General features: G+C 69.4%; 22 protein-coding genes. All 22 read left to right on the forward strand.

The features are described from left to right. Positions 1–1,392: a diaminopimelate decarboxylase gene (lysA, locus tag A4E84_RS27330; RefSeq protein ID WP_062929076.1), complete on the forward strand. Its 1,392-nt coding sequence runs from the start codon at positions 1–3 to the stop codon at positions 1,390–1,392. Positions 1,393–1,548: 156 nt separating this feature from the next. Continuing rightward, the gene (locus A4E84_RS27335) at positions 1,549–2,841 is read left to right on the forward strand and encodes a homoserine dehydrogenase (protein WP_062929077.1); all 1,293 of its coding nucleotides are present in this window, start codon (positions 1,549–1,551) and stop codon (positions 2,839–2,841) included. A 6-nt stretch (positions 2,842–2,847) separates the two neighbouring features. Next, positions 2,848–3,906: a threonine synthase gene (gene thrC / locus A4E84_RS27340; RefSeq protein ID WP_062929078.1), complete on the forward strand. Its 1,059-nt coding sequence runs from the start codon at positions 2,848–2,850 to the stop codon at positions 3,904–3,906. A gap of 360 nt (positions 3,907–4,266) precedes the next feature. Then, positions 4,267–5,196, forward strand: coding sequence for a homoserine kinase (thrB, locus tag A4E84_RS27345; protein WP_062929079.1), 930 nt, complete (start codon positions 4,267–4,269; stop codon positions 5,194–5,196). Between the two features lie 401 nt (positions 5,197–5,597). After that, positions 5,598–7,646 (forward strand): transcription termination factor Rho, encoded by a 2,049-nt coding sequence (gene rho, locus A4E84_RS27350; RefSeq protein ID WP_062929080.1) that lies wholly within the window; start codon positions 5,598–5,600, stop codon positions 7,644–7,646. A gap of 136 nt (positions 7,647–7,782) precedes the next feature. Beyond that, positions 7,783–9,570 (forward strand): trypsin-like serine protease, encoded by a 1,788-nt coding sequence (locus A4E84_RS27355; RefSeq protein WP_062929081.1) that lies wholly within the window; start codon positions 7,783–7,785, stop codon positions 9,568–9,570. Positions 9,571–9,777: 207 nt separating this feature from the next. Further along, positions 9,778–10,914, forward strand: coding sequence for an LCP family protein (locus A4E84_RS27360; RefSeq protein ID WP_062929082.1), 1,137 nt, complete (start codon positions 9,778–9,780; stop codon positions 10,912–10,914). Between the two features lie 239 nt (positions 10,915–11,153). Then, positions 11,154–11,375: a 50S ribosomal protein L31 gene (gene rpmE / locus A4E84_RS27365; protein WP_031140670.1), complete on the forward strand. Its 222-nt coding sequence runs from the start codon at positions 11,154–11,156 to the stop codon at positions 11,373–11,375. A 106-nt stretch (positions 11,376–11,481) separates the two neighbouring features. Beyond that, a complete protein-coding gene (gene prfA / locus A4E84_RS27370) occupies positions 11,482–12,558 on the forward strand; it encodes a peptide chain release factor 1 (RefSeq protein ID WP_062929083.1) in 1,077 nt (358 codons plus the stop codon). Between the two features lie 39 nt (positions 12,559–12,597). Then, the gene (gene prmC / locus A4E84_RS27375; RefSeq protein ID WP_062929084.1) at positions 12,598–13,443 is read left to right on the forward strand and encodes a peptide chain release factor N(5)-glutamine methyltransferase; all 846 of its coding nucleotides are present in this window, start codon (positions 12,598–12,600) and stop codon (positions 13,441–13,443) included. A gap of 70 nt (positions 13,444–13,513) precedes the next feature. Continuing rightward, positions 13,514–14,161: an L-threonylcarbamoyladenylate synthase gene (locus tag A4E84_RS27380; protein ID WP_062929085.1), complete on the forward strand. Its 648-nt coding sequence runs from the start codon at positions 13,514–13,516 to the stop codon at positions 14,159–14,161. Beyond that, positions 14,158–14,838: an arsenate reductase/protein-tyrosine-phosphatase family protein gene (locus tag A4E84_RS27385; RefSeq protein ID WP_062929086.1), complete on the forward strand. Its 681-nt coding sequence runs from the start codon at positions 14,158–14,160 to the stop codon at positions 14,836–14,838. The genes A4E84_RS27380 and A4E84_RS27385 overlap by 4 nt, the downstream gene beginning before the upstream one ends. Before the next feature lie 71 nt (positions 14,839–14,909). Beyond that, entirely contained in the window at positions 14,910–16,148 is a 1,239-nt protein-coding gene (locus tag A4E84_RS27390; RefSeq protein WP_062929087.1) for a serine hydroxymethyltransferase, read from the forward strand. 129 nt (positions 16,149–16,277) lie between these two features. Beyond that, positions 16,278–17,624, forward strand: a complete 1,347-nt coding sequence (locus A4E84_RS27395) for an MraY family glycosyltransferase (RefSeq protein WP_062929088.1) — start codon at positions 16,278–16,280, stop codon at positions 17,622–17,624. Positions 17,625–17,922: 298 nt separating this feature from the next. After that, positions 17,923–18,360, forward strand: a complete 438-nt coding sequence (locus A4E84_RS27400; RefSeq protein WP_062929089.1) for a hypothetical protein — start codon at positions 17,923–17,925, stop codon at positions 18,358–18,360. 273 nt (positions 18,361–18,633) lie between these two features. Continuing rightward, the gene (atpB, locus tag A4E84_RS27405) at positions 18,634–19,401 is read left to right on the forward strand and encodes a F0F1 ATP synthase subunit A (protein WP_062929090.1); all 768 of its coding nucleotides are present in this window, start codon (positions 18,634–18,636) and stop codon (positions 19,399–19,401) included. A gap of 78 nt (positions 19,402–19,479) precedes the next feature. Next, positions 19,480–19,716, forward strand: coding sequence for an ATP synthase subunit c family protein (locus tag A4E84_RS27410; RefSeq protein WP_010040161.1), 237 nt, complete (start codon positions 19,480–19,482; stop codon positions 19,714–19,716). Positions 19,717–19,755: 39 nt separating this feature from the next. Beyond that, positions 19,756–20,304: a F0F1 ATP synthase subunit B gene (locus A4E84_RS27415; RefSeq protein ID WP_062929091.1), complete on the forward strand. Its 549-nt coding sequence runs from the start codon at positions 19,756–19,758 to the stop codon at positions 20,302–20,304. Then, positions 20,301–21,116: a F0F1 ATP synthase subunit delta gene (locus A4E84_RS27420; RefSeq protein WP_062929092.1), complete on the forward strand. Its 816-nt coding sequence runs from the start codon at positions 20,301–20,303 to the stop codon at positions 21,114–21,116. The genes A4E84_RS27415 and A4E84_RS27420 overlap by 4 nt, the downstream gene beginning before the upstream one ends. A gap of 126 nt (positions 21,117–21,242) precedes the next feature. After that, the gene (gene atpA, locus A4E84_RS27425; RefSeq protein ID WP_062929093.1) at positions 21,243–22,832 is read left to right on the forward strand and encodes a F0F1 ATP synthase subunit alpha; all 1,590 of its coding nucleotides are present in this window, start codon (positions 21,243–21,245) and stop codon (positions 22,830–22,832) included. Positions 22,833–22,852: 20 nt separating this feature from the next. Then, the gene (locus tag A4E84_RS27430) at positions 22,853–23,770 is read left to right on the forward strand and encodes a F0F1 ATP synthase subunit gamma (protein WP_062929094.1); all 918 of its coding nucleotides are present in this window, start codon (positions 22,853–22,855) and stop codon (positions 23,768–23,770) included. After that, positions 23,771–25,207, forward strand: a complete 1,437-nt coding sequence (atpD, locus tag A4E84_RS27435) for a F0F1 ATP synthase subunit beta (RefSeq protein WP_062929095.1) — start codon at positions 23,771–23,773, stop codon at positions 25,205–25,207. Positions 25,208–25,283: the final 76 nt, after the last annotated feature.

Genomic DNA, 25,283 nt, shown 5'->3' on the forward strand with positions numbered 1-25,283 from the left:
ATGAGCCGTTCCGCACACCCCGCCGGGCCCCGTCACGCCGATGTCCTCCCCGAGGGCCACTACTCCGCTCCGCCCGCCGACCTCAACGCGCTGGACCCCAAGGTGTGGGCCCAGACCGTGGAGCGTGACGCGGACGGTGTCGTGACCGTCGGCGGCATTCCCGTCACCCGGCTCGCCGAGGAGTTCGGCACCCCCGCCTACGTCCTGGACGAGGCCGACTTCCGGGCCCGCGCGCGTGCCTGGCGCACCGCCTTCGGGGCCGACGCCGACGTCTTCTACGCCGGCAAGGCGTTCCTGTCCCGCGCCGTCGTGCGCTGGCTCGACGAGGAGGGGCTGAACGTCGACGTCTGCTCCGGCGGCGAGCTGGCCACCGCCCTGTCCGCCGGCATGCCCGCCGACCGCATCGCCTTCCACGGCAACAACAAGTCCGTCGACGAGATCACCCGGGCCGTCGAGGCCGCCGTCGGGCACATCGTCCTCGACTCCTTCCAGGAGATCGTCCGCGTCGCGCACATCGCGCAAGGCCTCGGGAAGCGGCAGAAGGTCCTCATCCGGATCACCGTCGGCGTCGAGGCCCACACCCACGAGTTCATCGCCACGGCCCACGAGGACCAGAAGTTCGGCATCCCGCTGGCCGGGGGGCAGGCCGCCGAGGCCGTACGGCGGGCGCTCCAGCTCGACGGTCTTGAGCTCGTCGGCATCCACAGCCACATCGGGTCGCAGATCTTCGACATGTCGGGGTTCGAGGTCGCCGCGCACCGGGTCGTCTCGCTGCTGAAGGCCGTCCGCGACGAGCACGGCGTCGAGCTGCCGGAGATCGACCTCGGCGGCGGCCTCGGCATCGCGTACACCAGCGACGACGACCCCCGCGAGCCGCACGAGATCGCCAAGGCCCTCACCGAGATCGTCACCCGGGAGTGCGAGGCCGCCAAGCTGCGCACTCCTCGCATCTCCGTCGAGCCCGGGCGTGCCATCGTCGGGCCGACCGCCTTCACGCTCTACGAGGTGGGCACCATCAAGCCCCTCGACGGGCTGCGGACCTACGTCTCCGTCGACGGCGGCATGTCGGACAACATCCGCACCGCGCTGTACGACGCCGAGTACAGCGTCGCGCTGGTGTCGCGCACCTCGGACGCCGAGCCGATGCTCGCCCGCGTCGTCGGCAAGCACTGCGAGAGCGGGGACATCGTGGTCAAGGACGCGTTCCTGCCGTCCGACCTGGCACCGGGCGACCTCATCGCCGTACCGGCCACCGGCGCGTACTGCCGGTCCATGGCCAGCAACTACAACCATGTGCTCCGCCCGCCGGTCGTCGCCGTGGACGGCGGAGAGGCCCGGGCGATCGTCCGCCGCGAGACGGAGGAGGACCTGCTGCGTCTCGACGTCGGCTGACCCCCGAAGCCGGCACCGGCAGGCGGCGGAAGATCTCCTGTCCGCCGCCCCCGTGAAAATGAAATAGACATCTCACGATCCGGACCGGGGGCAGAAACTCCCGTCCGGTGAGTGAGACTGGTTCCACCGTAGACGGTGAAGAGGAAACGAGGTCGGATGATGCGTACGCGTCCGCTGAAGGTGGCGCTGCTGGGCTGTGGAGTGGTCGGCTCAGAGGTGGCGCGCATCATGACGACGCACGCCGACGACCTCGCGGCCCGGATCGGGGCCCCGGTGGAGCTCGCGGGCGTGGCCGTGCGGCGGCCTGACCGGGTGCGTGAGGGCATCGCCCCCGAGCTGGTCACCACCGACGCCACCGCCCTGGTCAAACGCGGCGACATCGACGTCGTGGTCGAGGTCATCGGCGGCATCGAGCCCGCGCGCAGCCTCATCACCACCGCCTTCGAGCACGGCGCCTCCGTCGTCTCCGCCAACAAGGCGCTGCTCGCCCAGGACGGGGCCGCCCTGCACGCCGTCGCCGAGCAGTACGGCAAGGACCTCTACTACGAGGCCGCCGTCGCCGGTGCCATTCCGCTGATCCGGCCGGTGCGCGAGTCCCTCGCCGGCGACAAGATCAACCGGGTCATGGGGATCGTCAACGGCACGACGAACTTCATCCTCGACAAGATGGACTCCACCGGCGCCGGCTACCAGGAGGCCCTCGACGAGGCCACCGCCCTGGGGTACGCGGAGGCCGACCCGACCGCCGACGTCGAGGGCTTCGACGCCGCCGCCAAGGCCGCGATCCTCGCCGGCATCGCCTTCCACAGCCGCGTGGGACTCGACGACGTCTACCGCGAGGGCATGACCGAGGTGACCGCGGCCGACTTCGCCTCCGCGAAGGAGATGGGCTGCACCATCAAGCTGCTCGCCATCTGCGAGCGGGCCGAGGACGGGCAGTCCGTCACTGCGCGCGTGCACCCCGCCATGATCCCGCTGAGCCATCCGCTGGCCTCCGTCCGCGGCGCCTACAACGCCGTGTTCGTCGAGTCCGACGCCGCCGGGCAGCTCATGTTCTACGGCCCCGGAGCGGGCGGTTCCCCCACCGCCTCGGCCGTGCTGGGCGACCTCGTGGCCGTCTGCCGCAACCGGATCGGCGGCGCGACCGGACCGGGCGAGTCCGCCTACGCCGCGCTGCCGGTGTCCCCGATGGGTGACGTCGTCACGCGGTACCACATCAGCCTCGACGTGGCTGACAAACCGGGTGTTCTCGCCCAGGTCGCGACCGTCTTCGCCGAGCACGGAGTCTCGATCGATACGGTTCGCCAGTCGGGGAAGGACGGCGAGGCCTCCCTCGTCGTCGTCACGCACCGTGCGTCCGACGCCGCCCTCACCGGGACGGTCGAGGCGTTGCGCAAGCTCGACACCGTGCGTGGTGTCGCCAGCATCATGCGGGTTGAAGGAGAGTAACCAGCAATGACCCACCAGTGGCGCGGAATCATCGAGGAGTACCGGGACCGGCTGCCCGTCTCCGACAGCACGCCGGTCGTGACGCTCCGCGAGGGCGGCACGCCCCTCGTGCCCGCGCAGGTGCTCTCCGAGCGCACGGGCTGCGAGGTCCACCTCAAGGTGGAGGGCGCGAACCCGACCGGTTCCTTCAAGGACCGGGGCATGACCATGGCCATCACCCGGGCCAAGGAGGAGGGCGCGCAGGCCGTCATCTGCGCCTCCACCGGCAACACGTCGGCCTCCGCAGCCGCCTACGCCGTGCGGGCCGGGATGGTCTGCGCCGTGCTCGTGCCGACAGGCAAGATCGCGCTCGGCAAGATGGGCCAGGCCCTCGTGCACGGAGCGAAGATCCTCCAGGTCGACGGCAACTTCGACGACTGTCTCACCCTCGCGCGCGGCCTGAGCGACAACTACCCCGTCGCCCTGGTCAATTCAGTCAACCCGGTACGTATCGAGGGCCAGAAGACGGCCGCCTTCGAGATCGTGGACATGCTCGGCGACGCGCCCGACATCCACGTCCTGCCGGTCGGCAACGCGGGCAACATCACGGCCTATTGGAAGGGCTACACGGAGTACGCCGCCGACGGCGTGGCGACCCGCAAGCCGCGGATGTGGGGCTTCCAGGCCTCCGGCAGCGCCCCGATCGTGCGCGGTGAGGTCGTCAAGGACCCCTCGACCATCGCCACGGCCATCCGCATCGGCAACCCGGCCTCCTGGCAGTACGCGCTCGCCGCGCGGGACGAGTCGGGCGGCTTCATCGACGAGGTGACGGACCGTGAGATCCTGCGCGCCTACCGGCTGTTGGCGTCCCAGGAGGGCGTCTTCGTCGAGCCGGCGTCCGCCGCGTCCGTCGCCGGTCTGCTGAAGGCCGCCGAGCAGGGCAAGGTCGACCCGGGGCAGCGGATCGTCTGCACCGTCACCGGCAACGGGCTGAAGGACCCCGACTGGGCCGTCGCCGGTGCCCCGCAGCCGGTCACCGTACCCGTCGACTCCGCGGCCGCGGCGGAGCGCCTGGGTCTCGCCTGAGGGCGCTCGGACCGGCCTGACGTGCGCCGATGCACCGAGCGCCGGTGTTACGCCCGACACGTTCCGGCGTAAGACGGCGTCGGCCCGGGGAGATTCCCTACGGGGGGTGCACAGGGGGCTTACGACACGCATCGTGCGCCTCCTGTGCGCCCTATGTCGCCACAGAACCTTCCTTCGATAGGCTGTACTGAACCCGCCCGCCGCATATGCCTCCGCATGGAGCACGGTGCCGCGCCGTCTCCGCGGCCGGGACAGCCGCCGGCCAGCCCGGTCGGCAGCGGCCCCCAGGGTTCTCGTACGCCATCGAATGTCCACCAACGTCATTCGACAATCACGCAGCTCAAGGAGAGTCATCGAGCGATGGCCGGTCCAGCGTTCCGCGCCGCCGCCGTCCGGGTGCGCGTCCCCGCCACCAGCGCCAACCTCGGCCCGGGCTTCGACGCCCTCGGCCTCGCGCTGGGCTTGTACGACGACGTGGTCGTCCGGGTGGCCGACTCCGGGCTGCACATCGACATCGCGGGTGAGGGAAGCGAGACGCTCCCGCGCGACGAGCAGCACCTTCTCGTACGATCCCTGCGCACCGCCTTCGACCTGCTCGGCGGACAGCCGCGCGGTCTGGAGATCGTCTGCGCCAACCGCATTCCGCACGGCCGGGGCCTCGGCTCCTCCTCGGCAGCCATCTGCGCGGGCATCGTCGCCGCCCGCGCCGTGACCATAGGGGCCGACGCGAAGCTCGACGACACCGCCCTGCTCGAACTCGCCACCGAGATCGAGGGCCACCCCGACAATGTCGCGGCCTGCCTGCTGGGCGGCTTCACGTTGTCCTGGATGGAGGGCGGCGCCGCCCGCGCGATCAGGATGGAGCCCGCGGATTCCATCGTTCCGGTGGTTTTCGTGCCCGGGAAGCCGGTACTCACGGAAACCGCGCGCGGTCTGCTGCCGCGCTCCGTGCCGCACGTCGACGCGGCCACCAACGCCGGCCGCGCAGCCTTGCTCGTCGAAGCCCTGACGCGCCGCCCCGAACTTCTGCTGCCCGCCACCGAGGACCGCCTGCACCAGGAATACCGCGCGCCGGCCATGCCCGAGAGCGCGGCACTGGTGGAGCGGCTGCGGGGCGACGGCATCCCCGCGGTCATCTCCGGGGCCGGACCGACGGTCATGGCGCTGGCCGACGAGGAGACCGCCGGAAAGGTCGAGGCCCTGGCGGGCGCGGACTGGGCGGCGAACAGGCTGCCCCTCGATCAGCAGGGCGCGAGCGTGCTGCCGCTCGCCGCCTCCGGTGACATCTAAACCGCGCGGTTACCGGATTTCGAGAGGGGGAATGTTTGTTGGATCCGGTAGTGTTAATCTCAAGTCTGCACCCGACCCCACCATGGCGAGGTGCCTCGTGTCCCCGTCCGGGACAGACATTCTTCCGGGAGCCCCCCAAGCCGCACTGTGTTCCGTACGTCGGACCGTACGCCGTACAAGGACACTGAGCGGGGCGCAGGGCACGCTCCGGAACCGGTGCGACCACGCCGCGTGACACTGACACTGGGTGCCACGGCTCAAGGAAGCGCCATCACCAGATTCCTCCGCCGCTTAGGCGGACCACCGCCCCGGCACGGTTCACACCACACGGACCGAAGCCGGACAGCACAACCGGTCGCCGAGCCAGACAGGCCGACGTCCGCTCCAGGGAAGGACCCTTCGTGAGCGACACCACCGATCTGATGGGCGCACGTGTCGAGGAGACCGCTGCCGCGCCCGCCACGGACGCCTCCGCGCCTGCCAGCGGTGCCGGCTCCCGGCGGCGCCGCGGTACCGGCCTCGAGGGCATGGTGCTGGCCGAGTTGCAGCAGGTCGCATCCGGCCTCGGCATCAGGGGCACCGCGCGGATGCGCAAGAGCCAGCTGATCGAGGTCATCAAGGAGGCGCAGGCGTCCGGCGGCGCCGCTCCGGCCGGGAAGGCCGACGCCGCCGAGACCAAGCCCAAGCGCCGCGCCACCTCGCGGACCCGTACGGGCGACAACGCCGAGAAGGCGGAGAAGAAGGCGGACGCGAAGGAGGCCTCCAAGGCCCCCGCGGACAAGGCCGACCAGGCTGTGGCCCAGCAGCAGATCGAGATCCCCGGCCAGCCCGCCGGAGGCGCATCCCGGTCGAGCGAGAACGAGCGCGCGGGAGACGACGCGCCCGAGCGCCGCCGTCGCCGGGCCACCTCCGAGGCCGGAGCCCCCGCTTCCGCGGAGACCATCGTCGCCGAGGCGAAGACCGACACCAAGGCCGAGGCACAGTCGCAGCAGCAGTCCCAGAACAACGAGGCCAAGTCCGACGCCGGTGACGGCGAGGGCCGTCGTCGCGACCGCCGTGACCGCGACCGGGACCGCGGGCGTGACCGCGACCGCCGCGGCGGCAAGGGCGACGACCAGCAGGGCGGCGGCCGTCAGGACCGCGGCCAGCAGCAGAACCAGCAGGGCGGCGGCCGCCAGGACCGCGGCCAGCAGCAGCAGGACGACGATGACTTCGACGGTGGCCGTCGTGGCCGTCGCGGCCGCTACCGCGACCGCCGGGGCCGTCGCGGCCGCGACGACATCGCCTCCGAGCCGCAGATCAACGAGGACGACGTCCTGATCCCCGTCGCGGGCATCCTGGACATCCTCGACAACTACGCGTTCATCCGCACGTCCGGCTACCTGCCCGGCCCGAACGACGTGTACGTCTCCCTCGCCCAGGTCCGCAAGAACGGCCTGCGCAAGGGCGACCACATCACCGGTGCCGTGCGCCAGCCCAAGGACGGAGAGCGGCGCGAGAAGTTCAACGCGCTGGTGCGCCTGGACTCCGTCAACGGCATGGCACCCGAATCCGGGCGCGGGCGACCGGAGTTCAACAAGCTGACGCCGCTGTACCCGCAGGACCGCCTCCGCCTGGAGACGGACCCGGGCGTCCTCACCACCCGCATCATCGACCTCGTCGCGCCGATCGGTAAGGGCCAGCGTGGTCTGATCGTGGCCCCGCCGAAGACCGGCAAGACCATGATCATGCAGGCGATCGCCAACGCGATCACGCACAACAACCCCGAGTGCCACCTGATGGTCGTCCTCGTCGACGAGCGTCCGGAAGAGGTCACCGACATGCAGCGGTCGGTGAAGGGCGAGGTCATCTCCTCGACCTTCGACCGTCCGGCCGAGGACCACACCACCGTCGCCGAGCTCGCCATCGAGCGCGCCAAGCGCCTGGTGGAGCTGGGTCACGACGTGGTCGTGCTGCTCGACTCGATCACCCGCCTGGGCCGCGCGTACAACCTCGCCGCCCCGGCCTCCGGCCGCATCCTGTCCGGTGGTGTCGACTCGACGGCGCTGTACCCGCCGAAGCGCTTCTTCGGTGCGGCCCGCAACATCGAGGACGGCGGTTCGCTGACCATCCTCGCCACCGCGCTGGTGGACACCGGGTCCCGCATGGACGAGGTCATCTTCGAGGAGTTCAAGGGCACCGGCAACGCGGAGCTCAAGCTCGACCGGAAGCTCGCGGACAAGCGCATCTTCCCGGCGGTGGACGTCGACGCGTCCGGCACCCGCAAGGAAGAGATCCTGCTGGCCCCCGACGAGCTGGCCATCGTCTGGAAGCTGCGCCGGGTGCTGCACGCCCTCGACCAGCAGCAGGCGGTCGAGCTGCTCCTCGACAAGATGAAGCAGACGAAGTCGAACGCCGAGTTCCTGATGCAGATCCAGAAGACGACCCCGACGCCGGGCAACGGCGACTGAGACAGGTCGACCCGGTAAGAACCGCACAAGAGGGCCGCTCCCGAACGGGGGCGGCCCTTTGTGCTGCTGGTGTGCGGGTAGGATCACGCTCTCTTCGAACTTGTGATCCCGAGGGGGGACATACGTGGGTACACCCATGCCCGGGGGCGGTCGGCACAGACGCCGGATACGCATCGCACTGCCCGTCGCCGCGGCCGGTGTCGCCGCCGCCGTGGCCGGCGCGCTGCTGACGACGTCCGCCGGTGCGGCCACCCCGCTGCCGCAGCCGACGGTCAAGCCCGCCGTCAGCTCGCCGTCGCTCGCCGAGCTGGAGAAGCGCGTCGCGGGCGCCATGGCCGGTGACGACATCGCCGGCAAGACGAGCAAGGCCGCGCTCACCGCGGGCACCGTCGCCGGCAGCATCGACCCGAAGGTCATCGGTGGCAACGAGACCACCATCAGCACGGCACCGTGGATGACACAGCTCCACTACTACGACGACCGGGGCACCTCCACCACCGGCGACGACATCGGCTTCTTCTGCGGCGGCGCCGTCGTCGCGCCGACGAAGATCCTCACCGCCGCGCACTGCGTCAAGGGCTACAACTGGAACGCCAACGGCGCCGTCGTCACCGGCACCGCCCAGCTGCCCTCGGACGACGGCACCGACCTGCACGGCGGCACCGTCACCGGCGTCTGGCGGCAGTGGAACCACCCGTCGTACAACGCGACGACCATCGACAACGACATCGCGGTGCTGACCCTGCCCGTCCCGGTCAAGGCCCCCCCGATCCGGATGACGACCTCCGGCGACACCACGTCGTACAAGGCCGGCACCAGCGCCAAGGTCTACGGCTGGGGCCGCACCAGCTCCACCAGCGAAGACATCTCCGAGACGCTGAAGACGGCCACGCTGCCCATGCAGTCGGACACGACCTGCTCCGGCGCGTACGGCAGCGACTTCGTCAAGGGCCACATGGTCTGCGCGGGCAAGCCCGCCACCGGCAGCGACACCGGCACCGTCTCCGCCTGCAACGGCGACTCCGGCGGCCCCCTGGTCGTCAACAACCGGATCGTCGGTGTCGTCTCCTGGGGCGTGACCGACTGCGTGGCGAAGGGCGCCTACAGCGTCTTCGCCAAGGTCAGCTCCTACGTCGGCGCCGCCTACCCGCGCCTGGACGACACCAACATCAGCGGCGACCACAAGGCCGACCTCTGGGTGCGCAACGCTTCCACCAAGACCGGCTACTCGAAGGACTCCAAGGGCACGTCCTTCGCCGCCCGCGAGTCCTGGGGCAACTGGAACGGCGTGAACGTCGTCCTGCAGACGGACCTCGACCGCGACGGCTACCAGGACCTGGTCTACCGGCGCAGCAGCGACGGCGATGTCTTCTGGACGCACTACGTCATCTCCAGCGGCACCTGGTCCACCAAGCAGATCGCCGACAACTGGAAGACGCGCACCCGGATCATCACCCCCGGTGACGTCACCGGCGACTACCTGCCCGACCTGCTCTCGGTCGACTCGGCGGGCGTCCTGTGGATCTACCCGGGCAAGGGCAACGGCACCTTCGCGCCCCGCGTGAAGGTCGGCTCCGGCTGGAACCAGTACAACTCCGTGCGCGGCAAGGGCGACTACAACGGGGACGGCAAGACCGACCTGATCGCCCGCAGCAAGTCCGGCAGCGCCATCTACCTCTACAAGGGCACCGGCAAGGCCGGCTCTGGCGCCTTCTCGGCCCGGGTCAAGGTGCGCACCTGGGCCGGGTACAACGCCTTCGACGCCCCCGGCGACGTCACCGGCGACGGCAAGGCCGACTTCCTGGCCCGTACCCCCGGCGGCACGCTGTACCTGTACGCGGGCACCGGCAAGGGGACAAGCGAGATCTTTGCCACAAGGAAGTCCGTGGGCACCGATTTCAAGCAGTACGACATCTTCGGCTGAAATTGCAGGTGAGCGGGTTCCGGTCCGCTGCGACCGCCACGCACTGTGCCCACCGCCGTACGCGGTGGGCGCAGTCCGTTGTGCAACCCTTTCCCGAGTTTCTCCGTCTGACCAGGTGGGGCGACGATAGTGCGAGGAAGGGTCTTCTCCGGCCACGCCTGGCACTGACCGCAGGGGGTAACCGACCGTAGAAGAGCTGAGGAGTACATGTCCGCCGAGAGCACACCCGACCCGGGGATACCGGGCGATACCGGTACCAGTGGAGCGCGCCACCGCGGCAAGGGCCGGCGCCGTAAGCCCCCGCAGCGCAACAAGGGCTTGATGATCACGGCCTGGACGGCCGCGGGCATCGTCGTGCTGGGCGGCACCGGAGCCGGATACCTGTACTTCAAGCTCAACGGCAACCTCAAGAGCGTCGACATCGACCAGGCCCTCGGCACGGACCGGCCCGAGAAGGCCGACAACGGCTCGGAGAACATCCTGGTCCTCGGCTCCGACACCCGCGCCGGCGGCAACAAGAAGCTCGGCGGCGGCACGGACGACGGCAGCGCCCGCTCCGACACGGCGATGATCGTGCACGTCTACAAGGGGCACAAGAAGGCCAGCGTGGTCTCCATCCCGCGCGACACGCTCATCGACCGTCCCGCGTGCACGGACACCAAGGGCAACGAGCACCCCGCCGCGCGCAGCGTGATGTTCAACTCCGCGTACTCCACCGGCGGGGCCGCCTGCGCCGTGAAGACCGTCGAGTCGATCACCGACCTGCGCATGGACCACTACCTGGAGGTCGACTTCGCCGGCTTCCAGAAGCTCATCGACGACCTCGGCGGCGTCGAGATCACCACGACCAAGAGCATCGACGACCCCGACAGCCATCTGAAGCTGGAGGCCGGCACCCACACGCTCGACGGCAAGCAGGCCCTCGGCCTGGTCCGCACCAGACACGGCGTCGGTGACGGCTCGGACCTGGGCCGGATCCAGCTCCAGCAGGCCTTCATCAAGGCCCTGGTCCACCAGATCAAGGACGTCGGTGTCTTCTCGGACCCGAAGAAGCTGCTCGACCTCGCGGAGACCGCGACCAAGACGGTGACGGCCGACTCCGACCTCGGCTCGGTCAACAAGCTCGCGTCCTTCGCGAACGGACTCAAGGGCATCAGCCCGTCCAACATGCACATGGTCACGATGCCGGTGGCCTACGACCCGGCCGACCCCAACCGCGTCCTCCTCCAGGAGAAGAAGGCCGACCAGATCTGGAAGGCCCTGGAGAACGACCGGCCGATCCCGAAGAGCGCGACAAAGGGCACGGCGAGCGGTGAGGCCAAGGGCGTCGTCAGCGGCTCCTGAGGGCCGCTCCCCGAAGGGGCGCGGGGAACTGCGCGACCAGCCTCGTACGACCCGCGGCCGCCCACGGAGATCCAGCGCCACCCTCGCCGGCGATCCGTTCCCGACCCGCGGGGAACAAACAACGGCAACCCCCGGTTTTGGGGATGGCCCCAGTCCTGGCAGACTGGTACGTCGGCTCCGGTTCACGCTCCCGCACCCCGCGGCAGCGACCCGGCGCCCTCCCGAACCTAGGAGACACCTTGAAGCGCGACATCCACCCCGAGTACGTCGAGACGCAGGTCAGCTGCACCTGTGGCGCGTCGTTCACCACTCGCAGCACCATCGAGTCCGGCGCCATCCGCGCCGACGTCTGCTCCGAGTGCCACCCGTTCTACACGGGCAAGCAGAAGATCCTCGACACCGGTGGCCGTGTGGCCCGCTTCGAGGCCCGCTTCGGCAAGGCCGCCGGCTCCAAGAAGTAGCGAGCCTCAATTCGCCGGTCCACGGCGCGCCCCCTCCACCGGGCGCTCCGGGACCGGCGTTTTTGGTCGCCCGCCCTTCACCCCCGTCCGTTCACAGGAGCCCAAGATGTTCGAGGCCGTCGAGGAACTCGTCGCCGAGCACGCCGACCTGGAGAAGAAGCTCGCCGATCCGTCGGTCCACTCCGACCAGGCCAACGCGCGCAAGCTGAACAAGCGGTACGCCGAGCTCACCCCGATCGTCGCCACGTACCGCTCCTGGAAGCAGACCGGCGACGACATCGAGACCGCGCGCGAACTGGGCGCCGACGACCCGGAGTTCGCCGCCGAGGTCAAGGAGCTGGAGAAGGCCCGCGAGGAGCTGACGGAGAAGCTGCGGCTTCTCCTCGTCCCGCGTGACCCCAGCGACGACAAGGACGTCATCCTGGAGATCAAGGCGGGCGCGGGCGGCGACGAGTCGGCCCTGTTCGCCGGTGACCTGCTGCGCATGTATCTGCGCTACGCCGAGCGCGTCGGCTGGAAGACCGAGATCATCGACGCCACCGAGTCCGAGCTGGGCGGCTACAAGGACGTCCAGGTCGCCGTGAAGACCAAGGGCGGCCAGGGTGCCACCGAGCCGGGCCAGGGCGTCTGGGCGCGGATGAAGTACGAGGGCGGCGTGCACCGCGTGCAGCGCGTGCCCGCGACGGAGTCCCAGGGCCGGATCCACACCTCCGCGGCCGGTGTGCTCGTCACGCCCGAGGCCGAGGAGGTCGACGTCGAGATCAACCCCAACGACCTGCGCATCGACGTCTACCGGTCCTCCGGGCCCGGCGGGCAGTCCGTGAACACCACCGACTCCGCCGTGCGCATCACGCACATCCCGACCGGAGTCGTCGCCTCCTGCCAGAACGAGAAGAGCCAGCTGCAGAACAAGGAGCAGGCACTGCGTATCCTGCGCTCCAGGCTGCTCGCGGCGGCGCAGGAGGAAGCGGAGAGGGAGGCTGCCGACGCCCGCCGCAGCCAGGTCCGCACCGTCGACCGCTCCGAGAAGATCCGCACGTACAACTACCCGGAGAACCGCATCTCGGACCACCGCGTCGGCTTCAAGGCGTACAACCTGGACCAGGTCCTGGACGGCGACCTCGACGCGGTCATCCAGGCCTGCGTCGACGCGGACTCGGCTGCGAAGCTGGCGGCTGCGTAAGGCACGCACGAGCACGTACGAGTAATACGGAGGACTTGCGTGAACCTGCTGCTCGCGGAGGTGGCCCAGGCCACTCAGCGGCTCGCCGACGCCGGCGTGCCCTCGCCGCGTACCGACGCGGAGGAACTCGCCGCGTTCGTGCACGGCGTCAAGCGCGGCGAGCTGCACTCCGTCAAGGACTCCGACTTCGACGCCCGCTACTGGGAGGTCATCGCCCGCCGCGAGGCCCGCGAACCGCTCCAGCACATCACCGGGCGCGCCTACTTCCGCTACCTGGAACTCCAGGTCGGGCCCGGGGTGTTCGTGCCGCGGCCCGAGACGGAGTCCGTGGTCGGCTGGGCCATAGACGCCGTACGGGCCATGGACGTCGTCGAGCCGTGCATCGTCGACCTGTGCACCGGCTCCGGCGCCATCGCGCTCGCCCTCGCCCAGGAGGTGCCGCGCTCGCGCGTGCACGCCGTGGAGCTGTCCGAGGACGCCCTGAAGTGGACCCGCAAGAACGTCGAGGGGTCCAGGGTCGACCTGCGGCAGGGCAACGCCCTCACGGCCTTCCGGGACCTGGACGGCCAGGTCGACCTGGTCATCACCAACCCGCCCTACATCCCGCTCACCGAGTGGGAGTACGTCGCCCCCGAGGCGCGGGACTACGACCCCGACATGGCCCTCTTCTCCGGCGAGGACGGCCTCGACCTCATCCGGGGCCTGGAACGCACCGCGCACCGGCTGCTGCGCCCGGGCGGCGTGGTCGTCGTCGAGCACGCCGACACCCAGGGCGGCCAGGTGCCGTGGATCTTCGCCGAGGACCGCGGCTGGACCGACGCGGCCGACCACCCGGACCTCAACAACCGCCCGCGTTTCGCCACGGCCCGCAAGGCACTGCCGTGAGCACACCGGGCACCCCGCGCTCTTCGCGGACTTCATCCCAGCAGCACGTGTACGAGGAGGCCAGCTAAAGATGGCACGGCGATACGACACCAACGACGCGACCGACCGTGTGACCGGTCTGCGCGAGGCAGCGTCCGCCGTCCGCCGTGGCGAGCTCGTGGTGCTGCCGACGGACACGGTGTACGGCATCGGCGCCGACGCGTTCTCCTCGGAGGCGGTCGCCGACCTGCTGGAGGCGAAGGGCCGGGGCCGCAACATGCCCACCCCCGTCCTCATCGGCTCCCCGAACACGCTGCACGGCCTCGTCACCGACTTCTCCGAGCTGGCCTGGGAACTGGTCGACGCGTTCTGGCCGGGAGCCCTGACGCTGGTCGCCCGGCACCAGCCGTCCCTCCAGTGGGACCTCGGGGACACCCGGGGCACGGTCGCCGTCCGCATGCCCCTGCACCCGGTCGCCATCGAGCTGCTGACCGAGGTCGGTCCCATGGCCGTCTCCTCCGCCAACCTGACCGGCCACCCGGCGCCGGAGGACTGCGACGCCGCGCAGGAGATGCTGGGGGACTCCGTCTCCGTCTACCTCGACGGCGGCCCGACCCCCGGCATCGTGCCGTCGTCGATCGTCGACGTGACCCGTGAGGTGCCGCTGCTGCTGCGCGCCGGTGCCATCTCGGCGGACGAGCTGCGAAAGGTCGTACCCGACCTCGAGGTGGCGAATTGACGGCCCCTGGATCGGGGCGTGGCATAGGCAACGGGGAAAGCGCGGCGGAGATCACGACGACCTTCGTGGGACTTCCGCGCGACAGCTTCCGCATCCTCCACGTCAGCACCGGCAACGTGTGCCGCTCGCCCATCACCGAGCGGCTGACCCGCCATGCGGTGCGGGAGCGGCTCGGCATCCTGGGCGGCGGGCTGATCGTGGAGAGCGCGGGCACCTGGGGTCACGAGGGCGCGCCCATGGAGTCCCACGCGGAGACCGTCCTGGCCGACTTCGGCGCGGACGCCTCCGGCTTCACCGGGCGCGAGCTCCTCGACGAGCACGTGATCCGCGCCGACCTGGTGCTGACCGCCACCAGGGACCACCGGGCGCAGGTCATCTCCATGGGGCACTCGGCGGGCCTGCGGACCTTCACGCTCAAGGAGTTCACCCGTCTGGTCAAGGCCATCGACCCGGCGACCCTGCCGCCCCTGGAGGAGGGCGTGGTCATCCGCGCGCGTGCCCTGGTCCGGGCCGCGGCCGCTCTACGCGGGTGGCTGCTCGCGCCGACCGCCGAGGCGGACGAGGTCTACGACCCCTATGGCGCGCCCCTGACGTTCTTCCGTTCCATCGGGGACGAGATACACCAGGCACTCGATCCGGTCGTCACGGCCCTGACGGGCGTCCCCGCAAAGATGTAACAGCCGAGCGCCCCGGGGGCCCCGGGCCTACATTGGACGTACGTCAGCGTCGACGCCGCCCGGAGCCCATCATGACGGTCACCCCTGCCATCCAGGCCGACGTCCTGCGCCGCCAGGACCCCGAGCTCGCCGACATCCTGCTCGGCGAGCGGGAGCGGCAGTCGACCACGCTCCAGCTGATCGCCGCGGAGAACTTCAGCTCCCCGGCCGTACTGGCCGCCCTCGGGTCACCGCTGGCCAACAAGTACGCCGAGGGCTACCCGGGGGCGCGGCATCACGGCGGCTGCGAGTTCGCCGACGTCGCCGAGCGCCTCGCCGTGGAGCGGGCGAAGGCCCTCTTCGGCGCCGACCACGCCAACGTCCAGCCGCACTCGGGCTCTTCGGCGGTGCTCGCCGCCTACGCCGCCCTGCTGCGCCCCGGCGACACCGTCCTCGCCCTCGGCCTGCCCTACGGCGGGCACCTCACGCACGGCTCACCCGCCAACTTCTCCGGCCGCTGGTTCGACTTCGTCGGCTACGGGGTGGACGCCGAGTCGGGGTTCATCGACCACGAGCAGGTGCGCACCCTGGCCCGCACCCGCCGGCCCAAGGCGATCGTGTGCGGCTCCATCGCCTACCCCCGGCACCTCGACTACGCCTTCTTCCGCGAGGTCGCCGACGAGGTGGGCGCCTACCTCATCGCGGACGCCGCGCACCCCCTCGGGCTCGTCGCCGGGGGAGCGGCGCCGAATCCGGTGCCGTACGCGGACATCGTCTGCGGGACCACCCACAAGGTGCTGCGGGGCCCGCGGGGCGGCTTGATCCTGTGCCGGGCGGAGCTGGCCGAGCGGGTCGACCGGGCGGTGTTCCCTTTCACACAGGGCGGTGCGCAGATGCACACCATCGCCGCGAAGGCGGTCGCGTTCGGGGAGGCGGCAACACCGGCGTTCGCCGCGTACGCCCATCAGGTGGTGGCGAATGCGCGCGTTCTGGCGGCCCGGCTGGCCGCGGCGGGCATGGTCGTCACCACGGGAGGCACGGACACCCACCTGATCACCGCCGACCCGGCGCCGCTCGGCGTCGACGGGCGCACGGCCCGGGGCCGTCTGGCCGCGGCGGGCCTGGTCATGGACTGCTGCGCCCTGCCGCACGCGGACGCCCGGGGGCTGCGGCTCGGCACGGCCGCGGTCACCACGCAGGGCATGGGCGAGCGGGAGATGGCCAGGATCGCCGAGCTGCTCGCCGGGGTGCTCAAGGGCGTGACGGAGACCTCAAGGGCACGTGAAGATGTGCGGGAGCTGGCCGGTGGATTTCCGCCGTATCCGGCGTGAGCCGGGGTAAGCGCATCAGGGTGCACAGCCACTCGTGCAACCATCGTCGCTACCCGGAAGTCCCCACTCATATGCGCGCATCGCTAGGGTGTGGGGCTGTGATGGCCAGCGAGACCTGTGGGGAAGCCCGTGCGTGAATACCTCCTGACGCTCTGCATCACGGCCGCGGTGACGTATCTGCTGACAGGGCCGGTACGGAAGTTCGCGATCGTGGCCGGAGCGATGCCGGAGATCCGGGCACGTGACGTGCACCGGGAGCCCACTCCGCGCCTCGGCGGTATCGCGATGTTCTTCGGCCTGTGCGCGGGCCTGCTGGTCGCCGACCACCTGACCAACCTCAACCAGGTCTTCGAGACGTCGAACGAACCCCGGGCGCTGCTGTCCGGGGCGGCGCTGATCTGGCTGATCGGTGTGCTGGACGACAAGTTCGAGATCGACGCCCTGATCAAGCTGGGCGGCCAGATGATCGCCGCGGGCGTGATGGTCGTGCAGGGTCTGACGATCCTGTGGCTGCCGATCCCGGGCGTCGGCTCGGTCGCGCTCACCCAGTGGCAGGGCACCCTGCTGACGGTGGCGCTGGTCGTCATCACCATCAACGCGGTCAACTTCGTCGACGGCCTGGACGGCCTCGCGGCCGGCATGGTCTGCATCGCGGCCACGGCGTTCTTCCTGTACGCCTACCGCATCTGGTACTCGTACGGCATCGAGGCCGCCGCCCCGGCCACCCTCTTCTCGGCGATCCTGATGGGCATGTGCCTGGGCTTCCTGCCGCACAACATGCACCCGGCCCGGATCTTCATGGGCGACTCGGGGTCGATGCTGATCGGCCTGGTCCTGGCCGCCGGTGCGATCTCCGTCACGGGGCAGGTCGACCCGGACGCGCTCAACCTGTACGTGGGCTCCGAGAAGGAGGCCGTGCACCAGACGGTCCCCGTCTACATCCCGCTGCTGCTGCCGCTGACGATCATCGCGGTGCCGGCCGCCGACCTGATCCTGGCGATCGTGCGCCGCACCTGGCGCGGCCAGTCCCCGTTCGCCGCCGACCGCGGCCACCTGCACCACCGGCTGCTGGAGATCGGCCACTCGCACAGCCGCGCGGTGCTCATCATGTACTTCTGGTCCGCGCTGATCGCCTTCGGCGCCCTCGCCTACTCGGTCAACTCGGCGTCCATGTGGATCGTGCTGGGTGTGGTGTTCCTCAGCGCGATCGGGCTCCTGCTGCTTCTGCTGCCGCGCTTCACGCCGCGGGCCCCGCGCTGGATGGAGCGTTTCGTGCCGCCGCGCTACCGGCGTCGCGGCTCGGTCGCGGCCCTCTCACCGGAGGCCTCCACCCCGGCGTCCGCGGCGGACCAGCAGGCCCCCGCCGGGGCCGAGGGCCGCACCCCCGTGGTGTCCGGGGTGGCCGGTGTCAACGGGGCGACCGCCATCGGCCCCCGTTCGCGCCTGGCCGACCGGCGCAAGGCCGGGACAAGGTAAGAATCTGACTAGAGCATTGCCAAGTCGTGGGGATGCGATGGGAGTGCGAAGCGTCCCAATACCAGACATCTCGGCGCGCTTCCCGCTCAGACGCGCAGGTTCACTCTCATGTGTGACAGTCCGCACACCTCCAGGTAAAGACTGCATCAAATAGTTTGTGATACGGTTCACGAGAACCCCCCGGATAGAGCCGAAGGACCGCAGTGCGACGGTCCATTGGCGTGAGGACTCCACTCAGCCCGGGACTACGCTCGTCCATGACGACACCCCTGCCCCCTGCGAAAGCGGAGTTGCCGCCATGCCGTCCAATGACGCCCGGAACCTCTTGCAGTGCGCTGTGCCCACAGCCGCTGCCGGTGTGGTCGTGGTCGCCGTCAGCGGCGTGGTGGCCGGAGGCAAGGGAGCCGTCGGAGCGGCCGTCGGTACCGTACTCGCCATCCTCTTCATGGGAGTCGGTCTCTACGTTCTCCAGTGGACGGCAAAAACGCTCCCGCAGTTGTTCCAGGCCATGGGGCTGATGCTCTATGTCGCCCAGCTGCTGCTTCTCCTGATCTTCGTCGCCCTCTTCAAGGACACCTCTCTCTTCAACGCGAAGACGTTCGCCCTCGGGCTCGTCATCGCCACCGTCGTGTGGATGGCCGCGCAGGCTCGTGCGCATATGAAGGCCAAGATCTTCTACATCGACCCGGACTCCGAGAAGAGTGAGAAGCCCGAGAAGACCGGACCGTCGTCGTGACGAGTAGGGGCGCGATAAAGGGCAGTAGGAACTCCTGCTATCGTCCGGTGCCAACTGCGGCATCGCGGGCGCGGGCATCTGAGCTGACGCCTGCTCGAACGCGAGGCTCGATGCCCCCCAGCCGCCCTCACATCCGTAACACCAGTCCCGTGCCGAACCGCGGCTGCGCGCCGCGCCGACACAACGAGGTTGCCGTACCTATGCGTCACGCCGAAGGAGCCCGCGGTGAGTGCTGACCAGACCCAGCTCGCCTTTGACTGGAGCTGTCGGATCATGTCCGACGGGTGTGGTTTTCCGGCACCGGGCCTGCACTCGTTCCTCTTCAAGCCGATCGCCACGGTTGGAGGGTTCGAGTTCAACAAGGTGATGCTGCTCGCCATCATCACCACCATCCTCGTCATCGGCTTCTTCTACGCGGCCTTCGGCAAGGCCAAGGTGGTGCCGGGCAAGCTGCAGATGGTCGGTGAAGCCGGTTACGACTTCGTCCGCCGCGGCATCGTCTACGAGACCCTCGGAAAGAAGGAGGGCGAGAAGTACGTCCCCCTGATGGTCTCGCTGTTCTTCTTCATCTGGATCATGAACATCTGGTCCGTGATCCCGCTGGCGCAGTTCCCGGTGTCGTCGGTCATCGCGTACCCGGCGGTTCTCGCCGCGGTCGTCTACGTCACCTGGGTCTCGCTGACCTTCAAGCGGCATGGCTTCGTCGGGTTCTTCAAGAACATCACCGGCTACGACAAGTCGCTCGGCCCGGTGCTGCCGCTCGTGATGGTCATCGAGTTCTTCTCGAACCTGCTCGTCCGGCCCTTCACTCACGCCGTCCGACTGTTCGCGAACATGTTCGCCGGTCACCTGATGCTGGTCATGTTCACCGTCGCCTCCTGGTACCTGCTCAACAGCTGGATGATCCCGGCGGCCGGTATCTCCTTCGCGATGACCATGGCCATGATCGTCTTCGAGCTTTTCGTGCAGGCCGTCCAGGCGTACGTCTTCGTACTCCTCGCCTGCACGTACATCCAGGGCGCTCTGGCCGAGCACCACTGAGCCCCTGCCGCCCCGCAAGTCCCAAGAACGTCCGGTGGCCAACCCCCGCCGGTCCGTGAAAGAGAAGGAAGAAACAGCATGGCTGCCACTGAGACCCTCGCCGCTGTCTCCGGTTCGCTCGGCTCCATCGGCTACGGCCTCTCCGCCATCGGCCCCGGCATCGGCGTCGGCATCATCTTCGGTAACGGCACCCAGGCCCTGGCCCGTCAGCCCGAGGCCGCCGGTCTGATCCGTGCCAACCAGATCCTGGGCTTCGCCTTCTGTGAGGCGCTCGCCCTCATCGGCATCGTTATGCCGTTCGTGTTCGGTCAGTAATTTTCTGCTCACCGACACGTTTCGACGAAAGGCACTGATGTGATCGCCAACCTGGTGCAGCTGGCGGCCGAGGAGAAGCAGAACCCGCTTGTTCCTCCGGGCCCCGAGCTGCTCGTCGGCACCATCGCCTTCGCCATCGTGTTCTTCTTCTTCTGGAAGAAGCTGCTTCCGAACATCAACAAGGTTCTGGAGGAGCGCCGCGCGGCGATCGAAGGCGGTATCGAAGAGGCCGAGACCATGAAGGTCGAGGCCCAGAGCGTCCTTGAGCAGTACAAGGCACAGCTCGCCGAGGCCCGGCACGAGGCCGCGCGCCTGCGCCAGGAGGCGCAGGAGCAGGGTGCCACGCTCATCGCCGAGATGCGGGCCGAGGGCCAGCGTCAGCGCGAGGAGATCGTCGCCGCCGGCCACTCCCAGATCGAGGCCGACCGCAAGGCCGCCGCTTCCGCGCTGCGCCAGGACGTCGGCAAGCTCGCCACCGACCTGGCCGGCAAGCTCGTCGGGGAGTCCCTCGAGGACCACGCCCGCCAGAGCCGTGTGATCGACCGGTTCCTCGACGAGCTCGAGGAGAAGGCCGAGGCCGGACGATGAACGGAGCGAGCCGCGAGGCCCTGGCAGCCGCACGTGAGCGTCTCGACGCGCTGACGGACTCGACGTCCGTGAACGCGGGCTCGCTCGCCGACGAGCTGGCCGCCGTCACCGCGCTGCTCGACCGCGAGGTGTCGCTGCGTCGGGTCCTCACCGACCCGGCGCAGGACGCGCAGGCCAAGGCCGAGCTGGCCCAGCGCCTGCTCGGCACCCAGGTCAGCGGCCCGGCCGCCGACCTGGTCGCCGGCATGGTGCGCTCCCGCTGGTCGCAGTCGCGCGACCTGGTGGACGCGCTGGAGGTGCTGGCCGCGACCGCCGACCTCACCGCCGCGCAGCAGGCCGGCAAGCTCGATGACGTCGAGGACGAGCTGTTCCGGTTCGGCCGGATCGTCTCCGGCAGCACCGAGCTGCGTGCCGCGCTGACCGACCGCAAGGCCACCACCTCGGCCAAGGGCGAGCTGCTGCGCAGCCTGCTCGGCGGCCGGGCCCAGTCGGCCACCGAGCGTCTGGTCACGCGCCTTGTGACCGCGCCGCGGGGACGTAGCCTGGAGTCGGGACTGGAGTCCCTGTCCAAGCTCGCCGCCGAGCGCCGGGACCGCATGGTGGCCATCGTCACCTCGGCGGTGCCGCTGAGCGACCCGCAGAAGCAGCGCCTGGGCGCCGCCCTCGCGAAGCTCTACGGCCGCAAGATGCACCTCAACCTGGACGTGGACCCCGAGGTCCTCGGCGGAATCCGGGTGCAGGTCGGTGACGAGGTCATCAACGGCTCCCTCGCGGACCGCATCGAGGACGCCGGCCGCCGGCTCACCGGCTGAGCAGCAACTCAATAGGCAGTACGTACTTACGACGGCCCTGGTTGGGCCGTGCAGAAGAATCCTGGGGGTCGCCCCCAGACCCCCAAAGTGAAACTTCGGGCCCAACAAGGAGAGCAGGGAACCCAGATGGCGGAGCTCACGATCCGGCCGGAGGAGATCCGGGACGCGCTGGAGAACTTCGTCCAGGCGTACAAGCCGGACGCGGCCTCGCGCGAGGAGGTCGGTACGGTCACCTTCGCCGGCGACGGCATCGCGAAGGTCGAGGGTCTGCCCTCGGTCATGGCCAACGAGCTGCTGAAGTTCGAGGACGGCAGCCTCGGTCTCGCCCTCAACCTCGAGGAGCGCGAGATCGGCTGCGTCGTCCTCGGCGAGTTCAGTGGCATCGAGGAGGGTCAGCCGGTCTCCCGCACCGGTGAGGTTCTCTCCGTCGCGGTGGGCGAGGGCTACCTCGGCCGCGTGGTGGACCCCCTCGGCAACCCGATCGACGGCCTTGGCGAGATCGAGACCGAGGACCGTCGCGCCCTGGAGCTGCAGGCCCCGGGCGTCATGGTCCGCAAGTCGGTGCACGAGCCGATGGAGACGGGCTACAAGGCCGTCGACGCGATGACCCCGATCGGCCGTGGCCAGCGTCAGCTGATCATCGGTGACCGTCAGACCGGCAAGACCGCCCTGGCCGTCGACACGATCATCAACCAGCGCGACAACTGGCGCTCGGGCGACCCGAACAAGCAGGTCCGCTGCATCTACGTCGCCATCGGCCAGAAGGGCTCCACGATCGCCGGTGTGCGAGGCGCTCTGGAAGAGGCCGGCGCGCTGGAGTACACGACCATCGTCGCCGCCCCGGCGTCCGACCCGGCCGGCTTCAAGTACCTGGCGCCGTACACCGGTTCGGCCATCGGCCAGCACTGGATGTACCAGGGCAAGCACGTCCTGATCATCTTCGACGACCTGTCGAAGCAGGCCGACGCCTACCGCGCCGTGTCGCTGCTGCTGCGCCGCCCGCCGGGCCGTGAGGCCTACCCGGGTGACGTCTTCTACCTGCACTCCCGTCTGCTGGAGCGCTGCGCGAAGCTCTCCGACGAGATGGGTGCCGGATCGATGACCGGTCTGCCGATCGTCGAGACGAAGGCCAACGACGTCTCGGCGTTCATCCCGACCAACGTCATCTCCATCACCGACGGCCAGTGCTTCCTGGAGTCGGACCTGTTCAACGCCGGTCAGCGCCCCGCGCTGAACGTCGGTATCTCCGTCTCCCGAGTCGGTGGTTCCGCGCAGCACAAGGCGATGAAGCAGGTCTCCGGCCGTCTGCGCGTGGACCTCGCCCAGTTCCGTGAGCTGGAGGCGTTCGCCGCCTTCGGTTCCGACCTGGACGCCGCGTCCAAGGCGCAGCTGGAGCGCGGTCAGCGCATGGTCGAGCTGCTGAAGCAGGCGCAGTACCAGCCGATGGCCACCGAGGACCAGGTCGTCTCCGTCTGGGCCGGCACCACCGGCAAGATGGACGACGTCCCCGTCGCCGACATCCGCCGCTTCGAGAAGGAGCTGCTGGAGTACCTGCACCGCAAGGAGCAGGGCCTGATGACCTCCATCCGCGAGGGCGGCAAGATGTCCGACGACACCCTCCAGGCTGTCGCCGAGGCCATCGTGGAGTTCAAGAAGCAGTTCGAGACCTCCGACGGCAAGCTGCTCGGCGAGGACTCCCCGGCTGCCGGTAAGTGACGACGGAAGGGACCTGACTCATGGGAGCCCAGCTCCGGGTCTACAAGCGTCGCATCCGATCCGTCACCGCGACCAAGAAGATCACCAAGGCGATGGAGATGATCGCCGCCTCGCGCGTCGTCAAGGCGCAGCGCAAGGTGGCGGCCTCCACCCCGTACGCGACCGAGCTCACCCGGGCGGTCACGGCGGTCGCCGGCGGATCCAACACCAAGCACCCGCTCACGACCGAGCCCGAGAACCCGACCCGCGCCGCGGTCCTGCTCCTCACGAGTGACCGCGGTCTGGCCGGCGCCTTCAACTCCAACGCCATCAAGGCCGCGGAGAAGCTCACGGCGAAGCTCGAGGCCGAGGGCAAGGAGGTCGTCAGCTACATCGTCGGCCGCCGCGGTGTCGCCCACTACAACTTCCGCGAGCGCAAGATCGCGGAGTCGTTCACGGGCTTCACCGACGAGCCGTCGTACGCGGACGCCAAGAAGGTCGCGGCCCCGCTGATCGAGGCGATCGAGACGGAGACGGCCGAGGGCGGCGTGGACGAGCTCCACATCGTGTACACCGAGTTCGTGTCGATGATGACGCAGACGGCGATCGAGGCCCGGCTGCTGCCGCTCAGCCTCGAAGAGGTCGAGCAGGAGGCCAAGCCCAAGGGCGAGATCCTTCCGCTGTTCGACTTCGAGCCCTCGGCGGAGGACGTCCTGGACGCCCTGCTGCCGCGCTACGTCGAGAGCCGCATCTACAACGCGCTGCTCCAGTCGGCCGCCTCCAAGCACGCCGCCACGCGGCGGGCGATGAAGTCGGCCACCGACAACGCCGGAGAGCTCATCGAGACGCTCACCCGGCTTGCCAACCAGGCCCGCCAGGCCGAAATCACCCAGGAAATCAGCGAGATCGTCGGTGGCGCGAGTGCCCTGGCCGACGCGACCGCGGGGAGTGACCGATAAATGACCACCACTGTTGAGACGGCCACGGCGACGGGCCGCGTCGCGCGGGTCATCGGCCCGGTCGTCGACGTGGAGTTCCCCGTCGACGCGATGCCGGAGATCTACAACGCCCTGCACGTCGAGGTCGCAGACCCGGCGCTGGCCGGCGAGAAGAAGACGCTGACCCTGGAGGTCGCCCAGCACCTGGGTGACGGCCTGGTCCGCGCGATCTCGATGCAGCCCACCGACGGCCTGGTCCGCCAGGCCCCGGTGACCGACACGGGCGCGGGCATCACCGTCCCGGTCGGCGACTTCACCAAGGGCAAGGTGTTCAACACCCTCGGTGAGGTACTGAACAGCGACGAGGTCCACGAGGGCGAGCGCTGGTCCATCCACCGCAAGGCCCCCGCGTTCGACCAGCTCGAGTCGAAGACCGAGATGTTCGAGACGGGCCTGAAGGTCGTCGACCTGCTCACCCCGTACGTCAAGGGCGGCAAGATCGGTCTGTTCGGTGGCGCCGGTGTCGGCAAGACCGTGCTGATCCAGGAAATGATCATGCGTGTCGCCAACCTCCACGAGGGCGTCTCCGTCTTCGCGGGCGTCGGCGAGCGCACCCGTGAGGGCAACGACCTCATCGCGGAGATGGAAGAGTCCGGCGTTCTGGACAAGACCGCCCTGGTCTTCGGCCAGATGGACGAGCCCCCGGGCACCCGTCTGCGCGTGGCCCTGGCCGGCCTGACGATGGCGGAGTACTTCCGCGACGTCCAGAAGCAGGACGTGCTGTTCTTCATCGACAACATCTTCCGCTTCACCCAGGCCGGCTCCGAGGTGTCGACCCTGCTCGGCCGTATGCCCTCCGCGGTGGGCTACCAGCCGAACCTGGCCGACGAGATGGGCACCCTCCAGGAGCGCATCACCTCGACCCGTGGTCACTCGATCACCTCGATGCAGGCGATCTACGTCCCCGCGGACGACCTGACCGACCCGGCCCCGGCCACCACCTTCGCCCACCTCGACGCGACGACGGTGCTCTCCCGTCCGATCTCCGAGAAGGGCATCTACCCGGCCGTGGACCCGCTGGACTCGACGTCCCGCATCCTCGACCCGCGGTACATCTCGGCGGAGCACTACAACGCCGCGATGCGCGTGAAGAACATCCTGCAGAAGTACAAGGACCTGCAGGACATCATCGCGATCCTCGGTATCGACGAGCTCGGCGAGGAGGACAAGCTCGTCGTCCACCGTGCCCGTCGCGTGGAGCGCTTCCTGTCCCAGAACACCCACGCCGCCAAGCAGTTCACCGGCGTGGACGGTTCGGACGTGCCGCTGGACGAGTCGATCGCCGCGTTCAACGCGATCTGCGACGGCGACTACGACCACTTCCCGGAGCAGGCGTTCTTCATGTGCGGTGGTCTTGAGGACCTCAAGAACAACGCCAAGGAGCTCGGCGTCTCCTGAGCCCCGTGCTCGTCGGAGGGGGCGGGGTTCGTCCCGCCCCCTCTGTCACGCCTACTAGACTTGTAACCAACACCCG

Origin of the sequence: Streptomyces qaidamensis (assembly GCF_001611795.1) — a bacterium.
In the GTDB taxonomy this organism is placed as follows: Bacteria; Actinomycetota; Actinomycetes; order Streptomycetales; family Streptomycetaceae; genus Streptomyces; species Streptomyces qaidamensis.